This is a genomic window from Fictibacillus sp. KU28468, from assembly GCF_026153615.1.
GTDB classification, from domain to species: domain Bacteria; phylum Bacillota; class Bacilli; order Bacillales; family Fictibacillaceae; genus Fictibacillus_C; species Fictibacillus_C marinisediminis.
In genome coordinates, this window is the sequence record NZ_CP110666.1 from 2,727,932 (window position 1) to 2,748,628 (window position 20,697).

At 42.4% G+C, this 20,697-nt stretch carries 21 protein-coding genes; 6 read left to right on the top strand and 15 right to left on the bottom strand.

Features of this window, described 5'->3' with window-relative positions; genetic code table 11:
* Positions 1 to 47: 47 nt before the first annotated feature.
* The 4 genes from lpdA to pdhA all read right to left on the bottom strand — a co-directional run bounded on the left by lpdA (position 48) and on the right by pdhA (position 4,928).
* On the bottom strand, positions 48 to 1,460 hold the full coding sequence (gene lpdA, locus OKX00_RS14120; RefSeq protein ID WP_265407761.1) for a dihydrolipoyl dehydrogenase: 1,413 nt from the start codon (positions 1,458 to 1,460) through the stop codon (positions 48 to 50).
* Between the two features lie 4 nt (positions 1,461 to 1,464).
* Positions 1,465 to 2,769 carry a dihydrolipoamide acetyltransferase family protein gene (locus OKX00_RS14125; protein ID WP_265407762.1) on the bottom strand — a complete coding sequence of 435 codons (1,305 nt, stop codon included), beginning with the start codon at positions 2,767 to 2,769 and terminating at the stop codon, positions 1,465 to 1,467.
* A 100-nt stretch (positions 2,770 to 2,869) separates the two neighbouring features.
* Positions 2,870 to 3,847 carry an alpha-ketoacid dehydrogenase subunit beta gene (locus OKX00_RS14130; RefSeq protein WP_265407763.1) on the bottom strand — a complete coding sequence of 326 codons (978 nt, stop codon included), beginning with the start codon at positions 3,845 to 3,847 and terminating at the stop codon, positions 2,870 to 2,872.
* A 1-nt stretch (position 3,848) separates the two neighbouring features.
* Positions 3,849 to 4,928, bottom strand: a complete 1,080-nt coding sequence (gene pdhA / locus OKX00_RS14135) for a pyruvate dehydrogenase (acetyl-transferring) E1 component subunit alpha (RefSeq protein WP_053354651.1) — start codon at positions 4,926 to 4,928, stop codon at positions 3,849 to 3,851.
* A gap of 528 nt (positions 4,929 to 5,456) precedes the next feature.
* Here pdhA and def point away from each other — a divergent pair.
* The 3 genes from def (at position 5,457) to rnjA (ending at position 8,251) form a co-directional block, all read left to right on the top strand.
* Positions 5,457 to 6,008, top strand: a complete 552-nt coding sequence (gene def, locus OKX00_RS14140) for a peptide deformylase (protein WP_053354652.1) — start codon at positions 5,457 to 5,459, stop codon at positions 6,006 to 6,008.
* A 359-nt stretch (positions 6,009 to 6,367) separates the two neighbouring features.
* A complete protein-coding gene (locus tag OKX00_RS14145; protein ID WP_053354653.1) occupies positions 6,368 to 6,577 on the top strand; it encodes a DNA-dependent RNA polymerase subunit epsilon in 210 nt (69 codons plus the stop codon).
* 3 nt (positions 6,578 to 6,580) lie between these two features.
* Complete coding sequence (rnjA, locus tag OKX00_RS14150; RefSeq protein ID WP_265407764.1) at positions 6,581 to 8,251, top strand: ribonuclease J1; 1,671 nt, start codon at positions 6,581 to 6,583, stop codon at positions 8,249 to 8,251.
* A 57-nt stretch (positions 8,252 to 8,308) separates the two neighbouring features.
* On the opposite strand, the gene OKX00_RS14155 is transcribed toward rnjA, so the two are convergent.
* Positions 8,309 to 8,968 (bottom strand): potassium channel family protein, encoded by a 660-nt coding sequence (locus tag OKX00_RS14155; protein WP_265410546.1) that lies wholly within the window; start codon positions 8,966 to 8,968, stop codon positions 8,309 to 8,311.
* 161 nt (positions 8,969 to 9,129) lie between these two features.
* A complete protein-coding gene (locus OKX00_RS14160) occupies positions 9,130 to 9,678 on the bottom strand; it encodes a peroxiredoxin (protein ID WP_062231533.1) in 549 nt (182 codons plus the stop codon).
* Positions 9,679 to 9,921: 243 nt separating this feature from the next.
* Here OKX00_RS14160 and OKX00_RS14165 point away from each other — a divergent pair, with 243 nt between their 5' ends.
* On the top strand, positions 9,922 to 10,776 hold the full coding sequence (locus tag OKX00_RS14165) for a mechanosensitive ion channel family protein (protein WP_265407765.1): 855 nt from the start codon (positions 9,922 to 9,924) through the stop codon (positions 10,774 to 10,776).
* Between the two features lie 64 nt (positions 10,777 to 10,840).
* On the top strand, positions 10,841 to 11,047 hold the full coding sequence (locus OKX00_RS14170; RefSeq protein WP_265407766.1) for a ChaB family protein: 207 nt from the start codon (positions 10,841 to 10,843) through the stop codon (positions 11,045 to 11,047).
* A gap of 83 nt (positions 11,048 to 11,130) precedes the next feature.
* Here OKX00_RS14170 and OKX00_RS14175 read toward each other — a convergent pair whose 3' ends face one another.
* From OKX00_RS14175 to OKX00_RS14195, 5 genes are all read right to left on the bottom strand, one after another.
* A complete protein-coding gene (locus OKX00_RS14175; protein WP_265407767.1) occupies positions 11,131 to 12,441 on the bottom strand; it encodes a hemolysin family protein in 1,311 nt (436 codons plus the stop codon).
* A gap of 149 nt (positions 12,442 to 12,590) precedes the next feature.
* Entirely contained in the window at positions 12,591 to 12,836 is a 246-nt protein-coding gene (locus OKX00_RS14180) for a YkuS family protein (protein WP_053354659.1), read from the bottom strand.
* Between the two features lie 107 nt (positions 12,837 to 12,943).
* Entirely contained in the window at positions 12,944 to 14,074 is a 1,131-nt protein-coding gene (locus tag OKX00_RS14185) for an N-acetyldiaminopimelate deacetylase (RefSeq protein ID WP_265410547.1), read from the bottom strand.
* Positions 14,075 to 14,099: 25 nt separating this feature from the next.
* Positions 14,100 to 14,816 (bottom strand): 2,3,4,5-tetrahydropyridine-2,6-dicarboxylate N-acetyltransferase, encoded by a 717-nt coding sequence (gene dapD / locus OKX00_RS14190; protein WP_265407768.1) that lies wholly within the window; start codon positions 14,814 to 14,816, stop codon positions 14,100 to 14,102.
* 78 nt (positions 14,817 to 14,894) lie between these two features.
* Entirely contained in the window at positions 14,895 to 15,755 is an 861-nt protein-coding gene (locus tag OKX00_RS14195; RefSeq protein WP_265407769.1) for a transcriptional regulator CcpC, read from the bottom strand.
* A gap of 147 nt (positions 15,756 to 15,902) precedes the next feature.
* Here OKX00_RS14195 and OKX00_RS14200 point away from each other — a divergent pair, with 147 nt between their 5' ends.
* Positions 15,903 to 16,274, top strand: a complete 372-nt coding sequence (locus OKX00_RS14200; protein WP_265407770.1) for a VOC family protein — start codon at positions 15,903 to 15,905, stop codon at positions 16,272 to 16,274.
* Positions 16,275 to 16,299: 25 nt separating this feature from the next.
* Here OKX00_RS14200 and OKX00_RS14205 read toward each other — a convergent pair whose 3' ends face one another.
* The 4 genes from OKX00_RS14205 to OKX00_RS14220 all read right to left on the bottom strand — a co-directional run bounded on the left by OKX00_RS14205 (position 16,300) and on the right by OKX00_RS14220 (position 20,685).
* Positions 16,300 to 17,823 (bottom strand): MDR family MFS transporter, encoded by a 1,524-nt coding sequence (locus tag OKX00_RS14205; RefSeq protein ID WP_265407771.1) that lies wholly within the window; start codon positions 17,821 to 17,823, stop codon positions 16,300 to 16,302.
* Positions 17,816 to 18,709, bottom strand: coding sequence for a cation diffusion facilitator family transporter (locus OKX00_RS14210; protein WP_053354664.1), 894 nt, complete (start codon positions 18,707 to 18,709; stop codon positions 17,816 to 17,818). Before OKX00_RS14210 ends, OKX00_RS14205 begins: the two co-directional genes overlap by 8 nt.
* A gap of 88 nt (positions 18,710 to 18,797) precedes the next feature.
* Positions 18,798 to 19,541, bottom strand: a complete 744-nt coding sequence (locus OKX00_RS14215) for an SDR family NAD(P)-dependent oxidoreductase (RefSeq protein WP_265407772.1) — start codon at positions 19,539 to 19,541, stop codon at positions 18,798 to 18,800.
* Between the two features lie 103 nt (positions 19,542 to 19,644).
* Positions 19,645 to 20,685: a zinc-binding alcohol dehydrogenase family protein gene (locus tag OKX00_RS14220; protein WP_416054241.1), complete on the bottom strand. Its 1,041-nt coding sequence runs from the start codon at positions 20,683 to 20,685 to the stop codon at positions 19,645 to 19,647.
* Positions 20,686 to 20,697 lie beyond the last annotated feature (12 nt).

Genomic DNA, 20,697 nt, shown 5'->3' on the forward strand with positions numbered 1-20,697 from the left:
AAAACCTAAAAAAGGCCTTCCCTAAGGGAAGGCCTGATAGAATACAATTATTTTACAATGTGGATTGGAGATCCAAGCGCTACTTCAGCAGCTTCCATGGAGATCTCTCCGAATGTTGGGTGGGCATGAATCGTCATAGCAATATCTTCTGCTGTCATTCCAGCTTCGATAGCCAATCCAAGCTCAGCAATCATGTCAGACGCGTTTCCGCCCGCAATTTGAGCGCCAAGAAGCAATCCGTCTTCTTTTCTAGTGATCAGCTTCATGAAGCCGTCAGTTTCATTCATGGACAGCGCACGGCCGTTTGCAGCGAATGGGAATTTGGACGCTTTTACGTCAAATCCAGCTTCCTTCGCGCTCTTTTCATCATATCCTACAGTAGCTAGTTCAGGATCGGTAAATACAACCGCTGGAATAGCTAGGTAGTCGATCTCAGAAGGATGTCCGCTGATCGCTTCAGCTGCAATTTTACCTTCATAAGAAGCTTTATGAGCAAGAGCTGGCCCTTCAACGATGTCACCAATCGCGTAAATGCCTTTTACATTGGTTTGAGCTTGCTTATCGATCTTGATTAATCCGCGCTCAGTCATTTCAATTCCGACTTGCTCAAGTCCAAGCTCTTCAGTGTTTGGACGGCGTCCAACAGTTACCAATACATAATCTGCATCAAACGTTTTTGTTTCACCTTTGATTTCAGCAGTTACGGTAACTCCGTCTTTTGTTTCTTCCACGCCTTTAGCGAGAGCTTCTGTAAAGATTTCTACATTGCCTTTTTTCTTCAGGCGTTTAGAAACCACTTGGCTCATCTGCTTTTCAAAGCCCGGAAGAATCTGCTTGCTTCCTTCCAATACTGTAATTTCAGTACCGAAGTTAGCAAAAGCTGTTCCAAGCTCCATTCCGATGTAGCCTCCGCCGATTACGACCATTTTCTTTGGAACTTCTTGCAAAGCAAGAGCACCTGTAGAAGAAATGACACGGTCACTCCATTTGAATCCAGGAATTTCGATCGGACGGGAACCTGTTGCAATGATGCAGTTTTTGAACGTGTACGTTTGGGAGTTCTTTTCATCCATGATTCGTACAGAGTTTTCGTTGACGAAGTAGGCTTCACCGCGAATAATTTCCGCTTTGTTTCCTTTAAGCAGGCCTTGAACTCCAGTTGTTAATTTATTAACGATACCGGATTTCCATTCTTGAACCTTTGAGAAGTCAACAGTAACGTTCTCTGCTTTAATTCCCATGTCGTCAGAATGCTTCGCATGTTCAACGCGATGGCCGGCATTGATTAATGCTTTAGAAGGAATACATCCCACGTTCAAGCATACTCCGCCCATTTCGCCTCTTTCTGCTACAGCAACCTTTTGGCCAAGCTGTGCTGCACGGATGGCAGCCACATATCCCCCTGGACCTGATCCTATAACAAGTGTGTCTAATTCAATCGGAAAATCACCTACAACCATTTCTCTACGCCTCCATTACCAAAAGTTGTGGATCGTTCAACAAACGTTTAATATGGTTCATTGCATTTTGAGCAGTTACACCATCAATTAAACGGTGGTCAAAGCTTAATGATAACGCAAGAACCGGTGCAACGACAACTTCTCCGTTTTTCACAATTGCTTTTTCTGCAATACGGCCGATTCCTAGAATCGCCACTTCCGGATGATTGATTACTGGAGTAAACCATTGTCCGCCAGCTGATCCAATATTTGAAATTGTAATAGATCCGCCTCTCATTTCATCGGATGAAAGTTTTCCGTCACGGGCCTTAACAGCCAACTCATTGATTTCTGCAGAAATTTTGAAGATGGATTTACGGTCAGCATCTTTTACAACTGGAACCATAAGTCCGTTATCTGTATCGGCTGCAATTCCAATATTGTAATAGTGCTTCCAAACGATTTCTTCATTCGCATCATCAATAGATGCATTAATTGCAGGGAATTCACGTGCAGCAGAAACTAAAGCTTTAACAACGTAAGGAAGGTAAGTAAGCTTAATTCCTTTATCCGCTGCAGCTTGTTTGAATTTCTTACGGTGTGCCACAAGCTCGGTAACTTCAATTTCGTCCATCAACGTCACGTGAGGAGCAGTATGCTTAGAATTAACCATAGCTTTCGCAATCACTTTACGAACGCCTTTAAGTTTTTCACGAGTTTCATTGTCCCCAGTTGGGATCGCTTTAGGAGCTTCTTTTGCAGCAGGTGTTCCTGCTGCAGGTTCTTTTACAGCTTCCTGCTCTTGAGTTCCAGCATCGCCGCTTAGGTATTTGTCGATGTCTTCTTTCATTACACGGCCGTTGTCTCCTGAACCGGAAACTTTACGGATTTCAACGCCTTTTTCACGTGCGTATTTGCGCACTGACGGCATTGCGATAACACGTTTATTTTCATCGACTGTTTCATCAGAAACCGGCTCTGTTTTTGCTGCTTCTGTTTTTTGAGTTGCTTCTTCTGCAGCTGGTTTTTTCTCTTCTTCAGCTTTTGGCTGTTCTGGAGTATCATCACCATGTGCAGATGGAGGCGGCTCACTTTCTGATTCGATCGTTACGAGAACATCACCAACGACAGAAACAGTGCCTTCGTCAACTTTTACTTCTAGAATCTTACCGTCAACCGGAGACGGAATTTCAACTACTGCTTTATCATTTTGCACTTCAAGCAGGATGTCGTCTTCTTTAACTTCATCTCCCGCTTTAACAAACCATTTTACAATCTCGCCTTCGTGGATGCCTTCACCGATATCGGGAAGCTTAAATTCAAATGCCACTAACAACGCCTCCTATAGTAAAAAATTAATCATGCTTTAAAGGGATAAAATGCTGAAAAAGAAATCAAATAGATTTCTTTTTCAGGCATGTTGTCCGGCATTAGAAGTTATAAACTGTCTTTGCCTTCTCAACAATATCTTTATAATCAGGAAGCCAGACATCTTCAGCTGAAGCAAACGGGAATACCGTATCAGGAGCAGCTACACGAAGTACAGGTGCTTCAAGGCTAAGGATCGCACGGTCATTAATTTCAGCTACAACCGTTGCACCTACACCAGCTTGTTTTTGAGCTTCTTGAACGACGATCGCACGTCCGGTTTTTTCAACTGAAGCGATGATGGTGTCGATATCAAGCGGGCTAACCGTACGAAGGTCGATAACCTCAGCAGAAATCCCTTCTTTTTCAAGCACTTCTGCCGCTTTAAGGGAAGAGTGAACCATCGCTCCGTAAGTAATGATAGAAACATCCTTACCTTCACGTTTCACGTCCGCTTTACCGATCTCAATTGTGTATTCTTCTTCTGGAACTTCGCCGCGGAAAGAACGGTATAGTTTCATATGTTCCAAGTAGACAACTGGGTCGTTATCTCGGATTGCAGAAATCAAAAGTCCTTTTGCATCATAAGGCGTTGAAGGAATAACAACTTTCACTCCGGGTGCTTGTGCCATAAGGCCTTCAAGGTTATCTGCATGAAGTTCTGGAGTTTTTACACCTCCGCCAAACGGAGAACGGATCGTAATAGGAGAATTATAAACTCCGCCAGAACGGTAACGCATACGTGCAGCCTGAGCCACAACAGAGTCCATTACTTCAAATACAAATCCGAAGAACTGAATTTCCATAACAGGACGGAATCCGGTAAGTCCCAGGCCAATTGCAAGACCGCCGATACCGGACTCAGCAAGAGGAGTATCAAATACTCGGTCTTCACCAAATTCAGATTGAAGACCTTCGGTCGCACGGAACACACCGCCGTTTTGACCAACGTCTTCACCGAACACAACGACATTTTCATTATTTTTCAACTCAGTGCGCATCGCATCTGTAATTGCTTGAATCATGGTCATTTGAGCCATATTATTTCGACTCCTTTGCTTTGTATTCTTCAAGTTGCTCTTTCAGATTGTGCGGAAGCTCTTCAAACATAAATCCGATAAGGTCTGTAACCTTTTGCTTCGGTGCGCCATCCGCTTTTTTGATCGCTGCTTTAATGTCTTCTTTTGCTTGATCCATTACTTTGTTTTCCTGCTCTTCAGACCAAAGGCCTTTATCTTCGAGGAATTTGCGGAAACGGACAAGCGGATCTTTCTTCGTCCATTCGTTATCAAGGTCTTCTGTACGATAACGGGTTGGATCGTCACCTGCCATTGTATGTGGACCATAGCGGTAAGTAAGTGTTTCGATAAGTGTTGGTCCATCTCCATTTAAAGCACGTTCACGAGCTTGTTTAACTGCAGAATAAACAGCCAATACGTCCATTCCGTCTACTTGAATTCCTTCAATCCCAGCTGCAACTGCTTTTTGAGCAATTGTTTTAGCTGCAGATTGCTTCTCTACAGGAACTGAAATCGCGAAACGGTTGTTTTGAACGACAAAAATGGTTTGTGCATTGTAAGCTCCAGCAAAGTTCAATCCTTCGTAGAAGTCACCTTGTGATGCACCGCCATCACCTGTATACGTGATCGCAACATTCTTTTTGCCCTTCTTCTTTAAACCAACTCCGACGCCGGCAGCTTGAACGATCTGTGCGCCGATGATGATCTGAGGCATTAAAACGTTCACGCCTTCAGGAATCTGTCCTCCTTGGAAATGTCCGCGGGAATATAGGAATGCTTGGTATAGCGGCAATCCGTGATATACAATCTGAGGAATATCACGATATCCTGGAAGAATCCAGTCCTCTTTATCAAGCGCAAATTGAGAACCAAGCATAGAAGCCTCTTGCCCCGCGACCGGCGCATAGAATCCTAAACGTCCTTGACGGTTTAAGGAAATCGCTCTTTGGTCCCAAATACGCGTATAAACCATCCGTGTCATTAATTCCTGCAACTCATCATCTGAAAGTTTAGGCATAGCAGATTTATTAACTACTTTCCCGTCTTCTGATAAGATTTGAAAGGTTTCAAATTGTTTTTCAACCTGTTCAATCAAACTCATTAACCTTCACCTCATCCTTCCTTACACCAATGTTATCCGCCATGTATATAAGCGCTTCTATTAGAATGCCCATAATTTTCCGTATACATGACAAAGATTATAAAAAAGCCTTTAGGGTCCGATGCACAAATCATTATTGCTGTTTCCCTATTTGATCATGGGTAAACATGATCTTGTGCACCCCTCCTGTTTCTAAGGGCTTTCAAAAACTGTATTACTATATTATTGAAATCAAAGTAATACAATTATGTTTATCACATGATTAGTTTACACCAGCGTCCAAACAGCGTCAATTGTTTACTATCAATATATTTTTGAATTTTCACAGGCCAGTTCAAGCCTTTCTAGCACACCTGAATCATCACTGTATCACTTTCCATATCACCCTGTTTCAAAACAGCATTTTTTCAAAAGCAGGCTAACCTTAACGTCAAATTACCGATTGAAAGCTATTCTTTTATGGTAGAATACAGAAAAAGCCATTATCATATTAATAAAGAAGAAACTTTGTAAATTGGGGGAAACCATATGCTAACCATGAAGGACGTTGTCCGAGAAGGCCATCCTATACTGCGCGAAAAAGCAGAAAATGTTGAACTTCCTCCTCAGCAAGAGGATATCGAAACCGCAAAAAAGATGCTTGAATTTCTGAAGAACAGCCAAGACCCTGATATTGCCCAGAAATACAAACTCCGCCCTGGCATCGGGCTGGCATGTCCGCAAATTGGAATCTCAAAAAGGATCATCGCTGTTCATACTACTGACGAACAAGGGGAACTATTCAGCTACGCCCTTTTTAATCCAAGAATCGTCAGCCACTCTGTTAAAGTAACTTACCTTGAAAGCGGTGAAGGCTGCCTCTCCGTAGACAGAGAAGTTCCCGGCCTCGTTCCGCGCTATGCAAAAGCCACAGTTAAAGGAACAACAATAGATGGAGAGCAGGTCGAACTAAAGTTAAAAGGTATGCCTGCTATCGTCTTCCAGCATGAGATCGATCATTTAGATGGAATCATGTTTTATGACCGGATCAACAAAGAGAACCCGTTTACTCCGCCAACAGCTGTAACGCTTCACAGATAGAACAATGAAAAAAGCTCCAGCCGATCAGGCTGGAGCTTTTTTCACTTGACTTCATCCACTATTTACCTAGCAAGAGAAAACAGACCAGCGGCATACTATTACAAACTACGCATAAAAAGGATGGTCGGCTGAAATGAAACGAAAACGAAGATATATGAACAAGCTAAAAAAACTAATGCAAGAATATCCTTATTTAAAAAGAGCAAAAAAACCTTTTTGTCTGCAATAAACTGGGCTTTTACCGGCTTAACATTGTCCGATTTATCATGATAAGATGAAAAAAACATGAAAAACATACCTAATTCATTTATAATAAAACAAAGATATTGATAATACTAGCACGGTAAGGAGACGAAAAGATGATTTTTAAAGTTTATTTCCAGGAAAACAAAAACGAGGTACCTATCCGAGAGAACACAAAATCCATCTATATGGATGCCAATTCAATCGAGGAAGTCAGAAAAAAACTGTCTAATACCAATTACAATATTGAGTTTGTTCAAGAAATCAAAGGGAAATTTCTTGAGTACGAGCAACAATCAGACTCTTTTGAAGTGGAGAAAAGATAATTTATGAAATTTGTAAAAAACCATCAAACAGCAGTGTTTGCTCTGGGCGGCTTGGGAGAAATCGGAAAGAACACATACGGCGTACAATTCCAGGATGAAATCATCCTGATTGATGCAGGCATTAAATTTCCTGAAGACGAGCTGCTTGGAATTGACTATGTGATCCCAGACTATACGTATCTGGTAAAAAATGAAGATAAAATTAAAGGTCTGTTTATTACCCATGGACATGAAGACCATATTGGCGGTATTCCATACTTGCTCAGACAAGTGAACATTCCTATTTACGGCGGAAAACTAGCCATCGCCCTAATCAAAAACAAGCTTGAAGAACACGGTCTATTGCGCAGAGCCAACCTTTATGAAATCTCAGAAGACCAAGTGATTAAATTCAGAAAAACGTCTGTTTCATTCTTCCGGACAACACACAGCATTCCGGAATCTTTCGGAATTGTTGTCAAGACACCGCCAGGCAACATCGTACATACGGGAGATTTTAAATTTGATTTTACTCCTGTAGGAGAACCTGCCGATCTAACGAAGATGGCGGAAATCGGAAAGGAAGGCGTACTGTGTCTGCTTTCAGACAGTACAAATGCTGAAGTTCCGGGTTTTACTCTCTCTGAGCGAAAGGTTGGCGAGAGCATTAATGATATTTTCCGTAAGGTCAACGGCAGGGTCATTTTCGCAACGTTCGCCTCAAACATCTATCGACTTCAGCAGGTAGTCGAAGCCTCTGTACAAAACAACAGGAAGATCGCTGTTTTTGGAAGAAGCATGGATTCTGCCATAACGATCGGACAAGAACTCGGATTCATCAAGGCGCCGAAAAATACGTTTATTGAATCTTCACAGATTAACAGACTTCCTGACAACCAGGTAACCATCCTGTGTACAGGAAGCCAAGGAGAACCGATGGCTGCATTATCAAGGATAGCCAACGGCACTCACCGTCAAATTCAGATCATTCCAGGAGACACCGTTGTTTTCTCATCATCGCCGATTCCTGGTAATGCATTGAGCGTTAATAGAACCATTAACCAGCTGTTCCGGGCAGGCGCTGAAGTGATTCATGGATCATTAAACGATATTCATACTTCCGGCCACGGAGGACAGCAGGAGCAAAAGCTCATGCTGCGCCTGATGAAACCAAAATACTTCCTCCCTATCCATGGGGAATACAGGATGTTAAAGATGCATATCAATCTCGCAACATCCTGCGATGTTCTGCCTAAAAATTGTTTTACAATGGATAACGGCGATGTGCTTGCTCTTTCAAGCAATGAGGCAGCAGTTGCCGGCAAGATCCCTTCTGGTTCAGTATATGTCGACGGAAGCGGCATCGGGGATATTGGCAACATCGTACTCAGGGACAGAAAAATTCTATCTGAAGAAGGACTGGTTGTTGTTGTCGTCAGCCTGAATATGAAGGAATTCAAAATTGAAGCAGGGCCTGATATCATCTCACGCGGTTTTGTGTATATGAGAGAGTCAGGTGACTTAATCAATGATGCACAAAACCTGCTGAACCAGCATTTGAACGGGCTTATGGAGGAAAAACGGACAAGGCAATGGTCTGAGATCAAGAACGAGATCACTGATGTACTTTCTCCTTTCCTTTATGAAAAAACAAAAAGACGTCCGATGATCCTGCCGATCATCATGGAAATCTAAATAGAAAAAGCATGAAAGGACAACCTTTCGTGCTTTTTTTATGTAATAACTTTTCCGCTAAGCCATTAAATCTTTCTCAAGCCGGCTGATGTCCTTTTCGCCTCCTATGACAATCATTACATCCCCTTCCTCCACCTTCTGATCGGCATGAGGTGAAACGATTACTTCATTGCTGCGCTTTACGGCCACCACATTACAACCGTACTTAGCGCGGATGTTCATCTCCTGTAATGACTTTCCGCTCATCTTCTCACCTGCTGCCATCTCGACAATGCTATACTCATCAGACAATTCCAGGTAATCCAGAACATTTTTTGAAACGACCTGGTGAGCGATTCTTATTCCCATGTCTCTTTCAGGATGTATGATACGGTCAGCTCCGATTTTCAGCAATACCCTTTCATGGTAATCATTCTGTGCCTTCACAGTAATTTTTGAAACCCCCATATCCTTAAGTATTAAAGTCGTCAGTATGCTGGATTGAAGGTTTTCCCCTATCGCAACGATGACGTGTTCAAAATTTCGGATACCCAGGTTTTTAAGTACGCCCTCATCTGTTGAATCCGCAATGACTGTATGAGTGGCAATGGATGAATACTCATTAACCCGATCTTCATCCATATCGATGCCCAGCACTTCCATCCCCTGATCGCTTAACGCACGGCAAATGCTTCCACCAAAGCGGCCGAGGCCGATAACTGCATATTGGCGTTTCACCATCTATTCCCCCAACTATTTATTTATGTAATGTCTTTTATTTTAGTATAGATGCTGAATTGGAAAAAGAAAACAACATCTCTATCAACAAGAGAGTTTTCAAATGAGAAAATGAAAAAGACGGCCAAGAGTAATTCTTGGCCGTCCTCACATTGATTGTATTAAACGTTCAGTGTTTCTTGTCCTGGCTTCCAGTTTGCAGGGCAAAGTCCGCCAGTTTGTAATGCTTGAAGAACACGCAATGTCTCATCAACATCACGGCCGATGTTGTTGTGGTTAACAACAGCATACATTAGTTCGCCTTCTGGTGAAATAATGTAAAGTCCGCGCAATGCGACACCTTCTTCTTCAATTAGAACACCATAGTCACGCGCAACTGCGTGGTTCGTGTCAGCAGCCAATGCATAATTAAGTTCACCGAGACCGTTAGAATCACGCGGAGTGTTGATCCAAGCTTTGTGAGTATGAATAGTGTCAGTAGAAACACCGATAACTTCTGCATCCAGATCTTCAAACTCATCGAAACGATCGCTTAAAGATGTAATTTCAGTAGGACATACGAACGTAAAGTCCATTGGGTAGAAGAAAAGCACGGTCCATTTGTCATTTTTCATATTTTCTTCAAGACTTACTTTTCCGAATTCCTTGTTTGGTAATACTGCGTCCATTTCAAATCGTGGAGCTTGTTTTGCTACCATACGTTCTGCCATACTAAATCCCTCCAACTAATTGTGTTATTGCTTCATTGTTATTATAAAACAACCTTACTTTTTAGTCAATATTAAATAATAATTAATTTAAATAAGGAGTTTTATTCACAATCCAACATTACTTTCCCCCATATCATAACAAGTTAATCAAAAGAAGTGAAATAATTGGATTACACCGTTTAGTCAGTTATACTGTTATGCATAATAAAAAGGATACAATGACTAAAGGAGGACATTGTTTTAATGCCAGATTACAAAAATTTTACGGAGATTGACTTTGGCGCACTTGCATTAAGTACTGGAATTTTAGTTTTTAAGCTTTTAGCCATCTTTATTGTTTATATTGTTGTACGAAATATAGGAAGGAAGATCATCAGTACGACCTTTGGACGAATGTCCAACAGGAAAGGCATGTCAAATTTCAGGGCAAAAACCCTTGCAACGCTTGTGATCAGCGTGTATACATATGCATTGATATTTATGGCCTTCGTCGCCGTTTTTGGATTGTTTCGCATAGATATCCGCGGTTTGCTTGCAGGTGCCGGAATCGTAGGACTCGCGATTGGTTTTGGTGCCCAAGGACTTGTCAATGATGTTGTCACCGGATTTTTTATTCTGCTCGAAAAACAAATAGATGTTGGAGATTATATTACGACCGGAACCTTTAATGGCATCGTTGAAAATGTAGAGCTCCGTACAACCAAGGTACGCGGCTTTGACGGAACCCTTCATTATATTCCTAACCGCTTAATAACAAGTGTAAGCAATCACTCAAGAGGCAATATGAGAGCTCTTGTGGATTTCAAAATCCCCTCTACTCCACAGGTAGAAGAAGCGCTGCAGATCGTTAAAGAAGAAAGCCGCTTATTACAGCAGGAAGAACCTGCGATCCTCGAAGGGCCTAACGTACTGCCGGTAGTTGAAGCCGATACTGGCCTGACGGTTCTTCGAATTCTTGCAAGAACTGAAAATCTAAAGCAATGGAGTATGGAACAAAAGATCAAGGATCGGCTTCAGCAAAGATTCAGACAAGCTGGCATCAGCCTTCCATCACCTGAAGAAGATTCAAATGAAGGGTCCAGCGAGCCCGGGGTATGATGATTAAACAGGCAGTTCTTCGGGTATTCCTTTCAGTAAGAATGACTTTTAGGGAGGTTAACTGATGCCATATGATTCCATTAAAGAATTGCCCGACCAAGTGAAAGACAACTTGCCCCATCATGCTCAGAAAATTTTTAAAGAGGCTTTTAATTCAGCTTCAGACGAATATAAAGAAGAAGAAACTGCCTTTAAAGTGGCCTGGAGTGCTGTCAAAAAGAAATATAAAAAAAATGACAACGATGAATGGGTAAAAAAAGAAGACCAATAAAAAGAGGCTGACTAAGTCCGCATCATGCGGGAAGTCAGCTTTTTGCGCCGGAAATAAAAACGGGACCTTTCCCATTCTGCGGGTTAAGATTCCGTCTGTGCTTCTTCTTCTGATTTTTTCAGTACTTTTAACTTTTTAATCTGGTGGCCATCTGTTTCAATCACCTTAAATGAATAAGCTTCATGCTCTATTTCTTCATCCAGCCCAACCTCTCCACGCTGGCTCAGTATCCATCCGCCGATCGTATCTAAATCAGTATCATCTAAATCCAAATGGAATAATTCGTTTACTTCCGAGATGAGTACTTTTCCATCCAAAATCGTCACATTGTCATTTATCTTTTTAATTCTTGGCTCTTCATCTTCATCAAACTCATCCCGTATCTCTCCGACAATTTCTTCAATAATGTCCTCAACTGTAACGATTCCGGAGGTTCCTCCATATTCGTCCATTAATACAGCCATGTGTACTCTTTCCTTTTGCATCTTTACAAGAAGCTCCTGGATAGGATATGATTCATGAACGGAAATGATAGGCCTTATGTATTTTTCTAATTCTTCTTCTTCATTCGTAACATGCTCATTAAAGAATTCCTTAATGTTGACAAGACCGACAATATGGTCTTTATCATCCACGGCTACCGGATATCTAGTGAATTTCTCTTCCCTCATAACATTTAAATTCTCTTTAAAACTGTTTTCTTTATATAAGCATACGATCTCTGTCCGCGGCACCATGATTTCTTTTGCCAGGCGGTCATCAAACTCAAAGATCTTGTTTACATAACGATATTCTGATTGATTGATCTCTCCGCCTTCAAAACTTTCTGAGAGCAGATGGCGCAATTCTTCTTCATTATGAGCCATTTCATGTTCTTCACTTCTTTTCAGTCCTAACATCCTTGTCAGCACTGCCGCTGAGCGGTTAAGGACAAAAATAAACGGGAACATGACATAACTGAAAACGATTAAGGGCTTGGCTATTGCAAGGCTGATCTCTTCAGCTTTTCGGATGGCAAATGATTTTGGCGCCAGTTCACCCAGTACAACTTCAAAATAAGTGATGGCCGTAAAAGCTATGATAAAGGAAATGGTATGAAGAACCTGGGGAGGCAGATTTACGTGATGAAATAACGGCTTCAGCAGCGTCTCTACTGTCGGTTCTCCAAGTCCGCCAAGAGCAAGTGATGTAATGGTAATCCCCAGCTGGGTAGACGATAGATAGCCATCTATGTTGGAGAGAATTTTTTTAACTGCTTTTGCATTTCCATTGCCTTGCTCTGCCAGAAAATCGATTCGAGTTGCACGAACTTTTACGATGGCAAATTCAGAAGCTACAAAAAAAGCGGTTATAAGAATTAGTGCGATAATCATTACAATATTAAATAGTGCCATTTGATAATCCTTAACCAGACTGATTAAGGATCGTCACCTCCTGCCAATAGAATTAGAGTAGGGATAATAAAGGTTACCCTCTCTACCTTACAGATAAACGCACAGACAAGACGAAGGAACAGCCCGATACCGGCTGTTCCCCTTCCGTTTTATTGCTGAAGTTTGCTTTCTACCGCTTGGCAAACATCGTCTGCGCTCATTCCATCCGCGTTAATAACAGAACCTTGCACTACTGCATTTTGCATTCCCATGACATTTTCATCCTGTCCTGAGATGACGCAGCAGTCACATCCATTCACATCATTTTCCTGGCGAAGTGCCACTACATCATAGCCTTTAGCTTTTAAAGCATCGGAAACATTAGTTAAGGATTCCTCCACACCAATTCTAGCCATCGTTTCCACCTCCTTAGCATTTTTTAATCTGTCCAATGAAATGCCTGCTTATCCCTCTTCACACAAATAAAAAAGCGGCCAGGGGCCGCTTTTTAAATTCAATCTGATCATTGGGATGTAGCTTTCCATTCAATATAAGAGGACAGCGTGCGCAGTGCAACAGGTATAGCCTCTTCTTTTGGTTCAATGCAGGAATGATGCAGACCATATTCACAGTCCACTCCCAGCCAGAACATAAACCCAGGTATTTCTTTTAAGAAATAGCCAAAATCTTCTCCTGTCATGGCTTCTCGGCATCGATAGAAATCCGCAGGTTTGCTGGACTCGAGAAATGAAATAAATTCTTTGGTCAGCTCCTCATGATTATAGACTTGGTAATAGTTGGATCCATAATCAATGGCCGCTTCACATTCAAAAGAAGCTTCAATTCCTTTTATAATGGCCTCAATACGTGATTTAACCTTGATCATTGAAGCTGAGGAAAGAGTGCGGATCGTGCCTTCTAATCGAGCTGTTTCAGCAATGATATTCTGCTTTGTGCCGCCTGTAATTTTTCCGACGGTGATCACGGCTGAATCAAGAGGATCTATGTTCCTTGAAACAACAGACTGAAGCTGTGTCACAAGGTGGCTCGCCGCCACGACCATATCATTCGCAAGGTGAGGATAAGCCGCGTGTCCGCCCTTCCCTTTCAAATCAATAAAAAGCTCCGACGTATTGGCAAACAAAAGACCTTCTTTAACAGCCACAGTTCCAACCGGGTATTCTGGCGCAATATGCAATGCCAGCATCATATCCGGCTTTACAGCTTGAAACTCTTCACTTTGCAGAAGGGGCAGCGCTCCGCCCGGACCCTCCTCTGCTGGCTGAAAGATAAACAGCAGATGATCGTCTACCGGATGATGCACAAAGTGATCAAGGAGACCTAAAGCAATGGTCATATGCAGATCATGCCCGCAGGCGTGCATATAGCCGTTATGAACAGATGTAAAATCATAACTTGTTTCTTCTGAGATCGGCAAGCCATCCATATCAGTGCGGTAACCAATGGTTTTTCTGGGATTATGCCCGGGAACTTTTACGAGCACACCCGTTTTCCATGTCTGAACCTCCAGCCTTTCCTTTGGAAGGCCTTTAATAAAATCCAGAATAAACTGCTGTGTTTTATACTCCTGAAAACCAGGTTCCGGAATCTGGTGAAGCTGTCTTCTGATCGTTATAAAACGCTCTGTATCCATATTCATCTTATCAGCACCTGACAAATTAGTCGTTTAGCTGGCGAAGTTCTTGTTTGATTTCTGTTTTTGATTTTGTTTTTTCATCAATTTCTTTAATTACGCGTGCAGGCGTACCTGCCACAACAGTATAAGGAGGCACGTCTTCAATTACGATAGCTCCCGCTGCCACAACAGCACCTTTACCAACGGTCACTCCCTCGAGCACAACCGCATTTGCGCCAATGACCACATCATCTTCAACGACAACAGGCTTTGCAGATGGCGGTTCGATGACTCCTGCAAGTACGGATCCAGCTCCAATATGGCAGTTCTTTCCGACTGTTGCTCGGCCGCCAAGAACCACGTTCATGTCGATCATAGTGCCGTCGCCGATTACCGCACCAATATTAATGGAAGCGCCCATCATGATAATGGCATTATTCCCAATTTCTACTTGGTCACGGATAATGGCGCCCGGTTCGATACGCGCGTTCACATGCTTCATGTCCAGAAGAGGGATCGCTGAATTGCGGCGGTCATTTTCTACCACAAAGTCCTCAATTTTGCTTTCATTGTTTTTCAATATTTGTTCGATCTCTTTCCATTCTCCGAAAAGCACTCCAGTACTTCCGTTTAGGAATGACTTGGTGTTTTCCCCAAATTGGAGCCCTTCCAGATTACCTTTTACATATACTTTTACAGGTGTTGATTTCTTGCTGTTTTGTATAAATGAAATAATTTCATTTGCATCCATCATTTTCATGTGTGTGCTCCTCCTTAAATACGTTCTGTCTTGTATTAAACCATTATTTCAAACAACATTCAAACCAAAAATCCTTTTTTAAGCACTGTTGACCAGTTTTATGAAAGCCTCTACTTGTTTGAGCTCAAGTGTACCTCCATGAGAGATCATCCAAGTGTCGCGCTTTATTGATTCTCCATTTTTATTGTGCAGCGGAACCTTATAGAATTCGTCTGTTTCACGCAGAGAAATCGAAGGAAGAATGGCATAGCCGACTCCGTGGAGAGCCATCTGCTTGCATGTTTCAATCTGGTCCACGATGATGGTCTTCTTTGGGGGAATACTAAAATGATCCTGCCACCATTCCTGAATATCCTGATAATAGGTAGAATGGCTTTTGAATTGAATAAAAGGCTTATCTGTTGTTTGCAGCTCTTCAACGGTGGAAATGTCTGTATCCGTCAAATAAAGGCTGTCTGAAAACAGATGAATCTTCTCTCCCCGCCATTCAGGATTTCCTCTCACGATACCAATGTGGATCTGATCCTCATAAAGATGTTTGATAATTTCACTGCTCCAGCCTGTGATCAAGGAAATATTTACTTGAGGATATAAACTGACATACTGCTTAAGAGCATTTGGAAGCCAGTATTGCCCTATGATTGATGCTACTGCCAGCCTTAACGTACCAAAGACTTCCTTGGTCAATGACTGCAAGTCTTCTCTCACACGCTCTTCTTCTTTCAATGTATCGTTTACGTGCGCAATGATCTTCTCTCCAGCTGCTGTTATCGCTAGTCCCTTTTGTGACCGTAAAAAGATTTTTGTTCCCCAGCTGTTTTCAATCGTCTGAAGACGCTGGCTCAAAGCCGGCTGTGAAACATACAGCCGTTCAGATGCTTTTCGCATATTCAATTCCTGTGCAAGGACTTGAAGAATTTTAAATTCAGAAAGCTGCATGCTGTCCCTCCTTTACAATAGCAATCGTCACAATTTAAGCAATAAGAAAAACTTATGAGTTTTTACTATTATATTCTATTTTCAATTATTTGACGAAATATTTATGATAATGGTAGACCATTCCATATATAGAAAGGAAGTACCAGGATGAAATTAAATATTAAAGGGATTCATCACGTTCAACTGTGCATTCCTCCAGGAGAAGAAGAAAGGGCAAGAGATTTCTATACTGGTGTGCTTGGTTTAAGCGAAATTGAAAAACCAGAGAGTTTAAAGAAAAACGGCGGGCTTTGGTACCAAGCAGGGAACCAGGAATTGCATATCGGAGTAGAAAACCCAGAATCGTCCAAAGGAAAAAGCCACCCGGCATTTGAGGTGGCTCAGCTAGAGCTCGTAAAACAGTATCTCCAATCCAAAGAAGTAGTGGTGAAAGATGAAACTGAAATCCCTGGAATCATCCGTTTTTCTTTTCGTGATCCGTTCGGCAACCGTATCGAGCTCCTGGAAACATTACAATAAACCAGGAATCAATCTAACAGGAGAACTATTGATCTCCTGTTTTATTATGGGTAGGTTTAGGAAGCAGTACCGAGAAAAGAAAGCTTAACACGGACAGCACAAGAACCCCTTTATAAACATCGTCCAAGGAAAACGAAAGTCCGTGCTGCAGAAGATCAATAACAGAACTGCTCAGTTTGCTTCGTTTTTCTTCATCCAAAAGAATGTTTGCTGCATCCAGGGATACCTTTTTGTCCCCATGTTCTTCAAAATAAGTGCTCAATCTGGTATTTAATATGCCTCCAAGCACAGCAGCTCCCAATGCACTGCCTACGATTCTCATAAACATGTTAGAAGCAGTAGCAATACCCCTTGTTCTCCAATCCACATTATTCTGTATAGCAACGATAAAAGTCGTATTTGTCAGCCCCATACCGCAGCCGATAAGAAATGATCCAGCTCCTGCCCAGACCGGTCCTTTGGAAGGATCCATAAACACGAAGACGATCGAGCCAGCAATTAATGCGATGCCTCCAGCAGTTGCCACCGGCCGGAAGCCTACTTTAAGCAGAAGCTTTCCACCAATGGTTGAAAAGATCGGCCAGCCGATTGACATAGCAGTGAGAGCAAATCCTGCTACGACTGGAGGCTGTTCCATTACCCCTTGAATATACGCGGGAAGAAAGCTGGAAATGCCGATCAGGATTGCACCATTGGTAAGCGATGCGGCGTTTGAAAGAGAAATCAGCCTGTTGCTCCACAGGAATACAGGCATCAGCGGTTCAGGAAACTTTGATTCATGAATCACAAACCAGAACAGGACGCCCGTGGATAAAATACCCAAAAAATAGGTCTCCCAAGAATTCCACGGCCAGGCGGTTCCTCCCTGTATAAGCAGGACCATCAAAGCACTTACACCGACTAAAACGAACAAAGATCCGAGATAATCAATATGTACTCTCTTTTTCTCAATGTTTTCATGCAGATATTTACCGACACCTATCATCGCCAGAATTCCCAGGGGAATATTCATCCAGAAAACAAGGGACCAATGAGAAAATGTGACAAAAAAGCCTCCAAGCAATGGCCCAAGAATAGCAGAGATTCCCCACACACTTGCCAGATATCCTTGTATTTTTGCACGTTCCTCCATGGAATACATGTCACCTACGATGGTTGTGGCTATCGGCTGCACAGCTCCAGCTCCAAGTCCCTGAAGAAGCCGATAAACAATCAGCTGTTTCATAGATGCCGCAAAACCGCACAGCAATGAACCGATTAAAAAAATAATAATTCCAATAATAAAAACAGGTTTCCGTCCGTATAAATCAGACAATTTGCCATAAATAAGGATGGTCACCGACTGCATGAGCAGATAAGCAGAGAAAACCCAGCTATATAATGCAAAACCACCCAGGTCCCCTACGATTCCCGGCATAGCTGTTGAAACAATGGTTCCTTCAATCGCTGCCATAAACATGGCGATGATCACCGACGCAAGGACCAATGGCCTTATTGTCCGCCTCTCTTCTTTCCTGTCAGGAACAGTGTGCCTGAAACTCTCATTCATTTCTCTCTACCTCTTTCTTCATCTCATGCGGCTCTACATGAACAGATATGCTTCCCACTTTATACGCCTGCTTGAGCATTGCTTCAATATTCTCAGTGATCTCGTGGCTTTCAATGACATTCAGCGAAGGATTTACATGGATGGTTACATCAATAATAGCAGAACTCCCATGATTTCTTGCTTTTAAGTCTGTTACTTGCTTTACACCAATTACCTGCAAGATCTTTTTTTCCATCTCTTTTCCTTCTTCATAATCAAATCCGTCCGAAAGATTATGTGAGGTTTCGTAAAAAATATCCCAGCCGGTTTTGATGATCATTAGTGCCACAAGCACAGCAGCAAGAGGATCCAGCCACACAATGCCAAATTGAGCTCCGAATATGCCAACAGCCGCTCCAATGCTTACGAACGCATCGGAGCGGTTATCAAGGGCTGCCGCCTTTAACCCTTGGCTGTCTGTTTCTCTTGCAAGTTTAATGTTATAACGGTAGACCGCAAGCATAACAAACGCTGAAACAATGGCAGTAAACCCGGCTATGGTTGATGGAGGCTTTATTTTAAATTCCACGATACTCTTTACTGCAGAAATAAAAACTTCAAGCCCGATAACCACCATAATAAAGGATGCAATCATGGATGCAATGGTCTCAGCACGAAGATGTCCATAAGGATGGTCACGGTCCGCGGGTTTCCTTGAAATTTTCAAACCGACCAGAACTGCGACGGATGCCAAAATGTCCGTTGAGTTATTTAATCCATCTGCAACCAAAGCTTCAGAGGAATAGAACCAGCCAACCCCGAGCTTCAGCAGGGATAGGACGATGTATGCCGATAAACTGAGATATACCCCTCTCTCAACTTTACTCTGTGTCTTTTCAGCTGGCACAGCCTCTCACCCTCTTATTCTTCATTCACCTAAAAAAGGCTACGTATAGCATTCCTTAACTGGATGAATTCATCCGTTCGGTTCTATCTTAATGGTGATAGATCATCTTTCTTGTCATTCCTCCATCGATCACCAGGTTCTCACCATTAATAAAGTTATTATCAGGGGCTGTTAAATATAAACAGGCGCTGGAGATATCCGATGGTTTTCCAACCCTCTTTGACCAATGCTGCTGATGGTCAGCATCTCTTAAACCTTCATAGTCTTGGGTTTCAATCCAACCTGGGCTGATGGCGTTAACTGTAATGCCATGTTCGCTGAACGATGCGGCCAATGCATGAGTGAGAGCTGTAATACCGCCTTTCGTTGCCGCGTATGCCTCACTGTTAGGTTCTGACATGGATGCTCTGGTCGATGCGATATTGACGATGGAGCCTCCCCCATTTTCTTTCATCTGTTTCGCTGCTTCCCGCGAACATAGAAATACACTTCGAAGATTGGTTTGAATGACATTATCCCATTCTTCCACGTCCAAATCGAACGGAGACTTCCAAATCCCTTTGCCGGCATTATTGATCAGAATATCAACTGGCCCAAATTCCCTTTTTGTCTGCCCCATAAGTGAGATAATATCTTCAGGCTTGCGTACATCTGTTGGAATAAAGAGAGCTTTCCCTTCATTGGACTGTATCTTTTCCAAAGTCTCTTTCGCTTCCTTTTCCTTTTGGTCAGCCAGCACCACCTTTGCTCCCGCAGCCGCAAAATCAGTGGCAATTTGCCTGCCAATTCCCTGTCCTGCTCCAGTAACGATGACAACTTTATTCTTAAACACCTGCATCATCCTTTCATCTTCATTTACTATAAATTAGATTTTTAAAATATTCCCTTCTCACAGCTTAAAAAAACAAAAAAATAAACCCGTCTAACTGAAGGGTTTATTCATTGCTGCTTACTACTACTTTTCCTATCGTCTTACCGGATTCTAATTTCGAATGTGCTTCTCTCATCGTTTCTGCATCGATCGGTTGAAGTGTTTTCGTTAATGTTGTCTTTAATATCCCTTCATCGAACATGTTTGCCATATCTGTCAGGATCTCATGCTGCCTTTTCATATCCTCCGTTTCAAAGAGCGATCTCGTGAACATGAATTCCATGACAAACGTTACACTCTTCTGCTGAAGTAAGCTTATGTTCAGTGGTGTTTTCGTTTCTACAATCGAACAAATCTTACCTTGGGGAGCAATTGCTTCCATCATACTTTCCCAATGCTGATTTGTACTGTTCAGACAAAATATGTAATCCACTTCAGACATCCCTATTTTTTTCAGCTGCGGTAAAAAGTCCTCATAATGGCTGATTGTATAGTCCGCTCCATGTGTTTTAGCCCAGACTTCGGTCTCTGCTCGTGAGGCGGTCCCAACCACGGTCAATCCTGCCCAACTTGCAAGCTGAAGCGCAATAGAACCTACTCCACCGGCTGCACCTATAATTAATATGGATCGACCTTTATTTTTATCCTTCTTCATAGCAATACCGAGGCGTTCAAATAAACCTTCCCAGGCTGTAAGACTTGTGAGCGGCATTGCGGCAGCTTCTTCAAAGCTGAACGTTTTTGGTTTATGGGCCGCAATACGTTCATCCACAAGATGGTATTCACTATTTCCTCCTGGTCTGCCAATGGAACCAGCGTAGTATACTTCATCTCCAGCTTTGAACATACTTACTCCAGAACCCGTCGCTTCCACTATGCCCGAAACATCCCAGCCAAGAATTTTCGGTTCTTTTTCTATGGCGTTTTTCGGGCTGCGCACTTTCGTATCAACGGGATTAACAGAGATTGCTTTTACTTTTACGAGAAGATCTCTTTTACCTGGAGTTGGTTTATCAATTTCTACATCTAACAGACTCTCAGGATTATCAATCGGTAAATACTTATACAAACCTACCGCCTTCATTTTTCCCCTCAAAACTATCATCCTTTCTTTCTG

Excerpts from the sequence above, each read along its gene's own strand:
- lpdA (WP_265407761.1), bottom strand. The coding sequence starts at position 1,460 with ATGGTTGTAGGTGATTTTCCGATTGAATTAGACACACTTGTTATAGGA.
- OKX00_RS14130 (WP_265407763.1), bottom strand. The coding sequence starts at position 3,847 with ATGGCTCAAATGACCATGATTCAAGCAATTACAGATGCGATGCGCACT.
- pdhA (WP_053354651.1), bottom strand. The coding sequence starts at position 4,928 with ATGAGTTTGATTGAACAGGTTGAAAAACAATTTGAAACCTTTCAAATC.
- def (WP_053354652.1), top strand. The coding sequence starts at position 5,457 with ATGCTAACCATGAAGGACGTTGTCCGAGAAGGCCATCCTATACTGCGC.
- OKX00_RS14145 (WP_053354653.1), top strand. The coding sequence starts at position 6,368 with ATGATTTTTAAAGTTTATTTCCAGGAAAACAAAAACGAGGTACCTATC.
- rnjA (WP_265407764.1), top strand. The coding sequence starts at position 6,581 with ATGAAATTTGTAAAAAACCATCAAACAGCAGTGTTTGCTCTGGGCGGC.
- OKX00_RS14160 (WP_062231533.1), bottom strand. The coding sequence starts at position 9,678 with ATGGCAGAACGTATGGTAGCAAAACAAGCTCCACGATTTGAAATGGAC.
- OKX00_RS14165 (WP_265407765.1), top strand. The coding sequence starts at position 9,922 with ATGCCAGATTACAAAAATTTTACGGAGATTGACTTTGGCGCACTTGCA.
- OKX00_RS14170 (WP_265407766.1), top strand. The coding sequence starts at position 10,841 with ATGCCATATGATTCCATTAAAGAATTGCCCGACCAAGTGAAAGACAAC.
- OKX00_RS14175 (WP_265407767.1), bottom strand. The coding sequence starts at position 12,441 with ATGGCACTATTTAATATTGTAATGATTATCGCACTAATTCTTATAACC.
- OKX00_RS14180 (WP_053354659.1), bottom strand. The coding sequence starts at position 12,836 with ATGGCTAGAATTGGTGTGGAGGAATCCTTAACTAATGTTTCCGATGCT.
- OKX00_RS14185 (WP_265410547.1), bottom strand. The coding sequence starts at position 14,074 with ATGGATACAGAGCGTTTTATAACGATCAGAAGACAGCTTCACCAGATT.
- dapD (WP_265407768.1), bottom strand. The coding sequence starts at position 14,816 with ATGAAAATGATGGATGCAAATGAAATTATTTCATTTATACAAAACAGC.
- OKX00_RS14195 (WP_265407769.1), bottom strand. The coding sequence starts at position 15,755 with ATGCAGCTTTCTGAATTTAAAATTCTTCAAGTCCTTGCACAGGAATTG.
- OKX00_RS14200 (WP_265407770.1), top strand. The coding sequence starts at position 15,903 with ATGAAATTAAATATTAAAGGGATTCATCACGTTCAACTGTGCATTCCT.
- OKX00_RS14205 (WP_265407771.1), bottom strand. The coding sequence starts at position 17,823 with ATGAATGAGAGTTTCAGGCACACTGTTCCTGACAGGAAAGAAGAGAGG.
- OKX00_RS14220 (WP_416054241.1), bottom strand. The coding sequence starts at position 20,685 with ATGATAGTTTTGAGGGGAAAAATGAAGGCGGTAGGTTTGTATAAGTAT.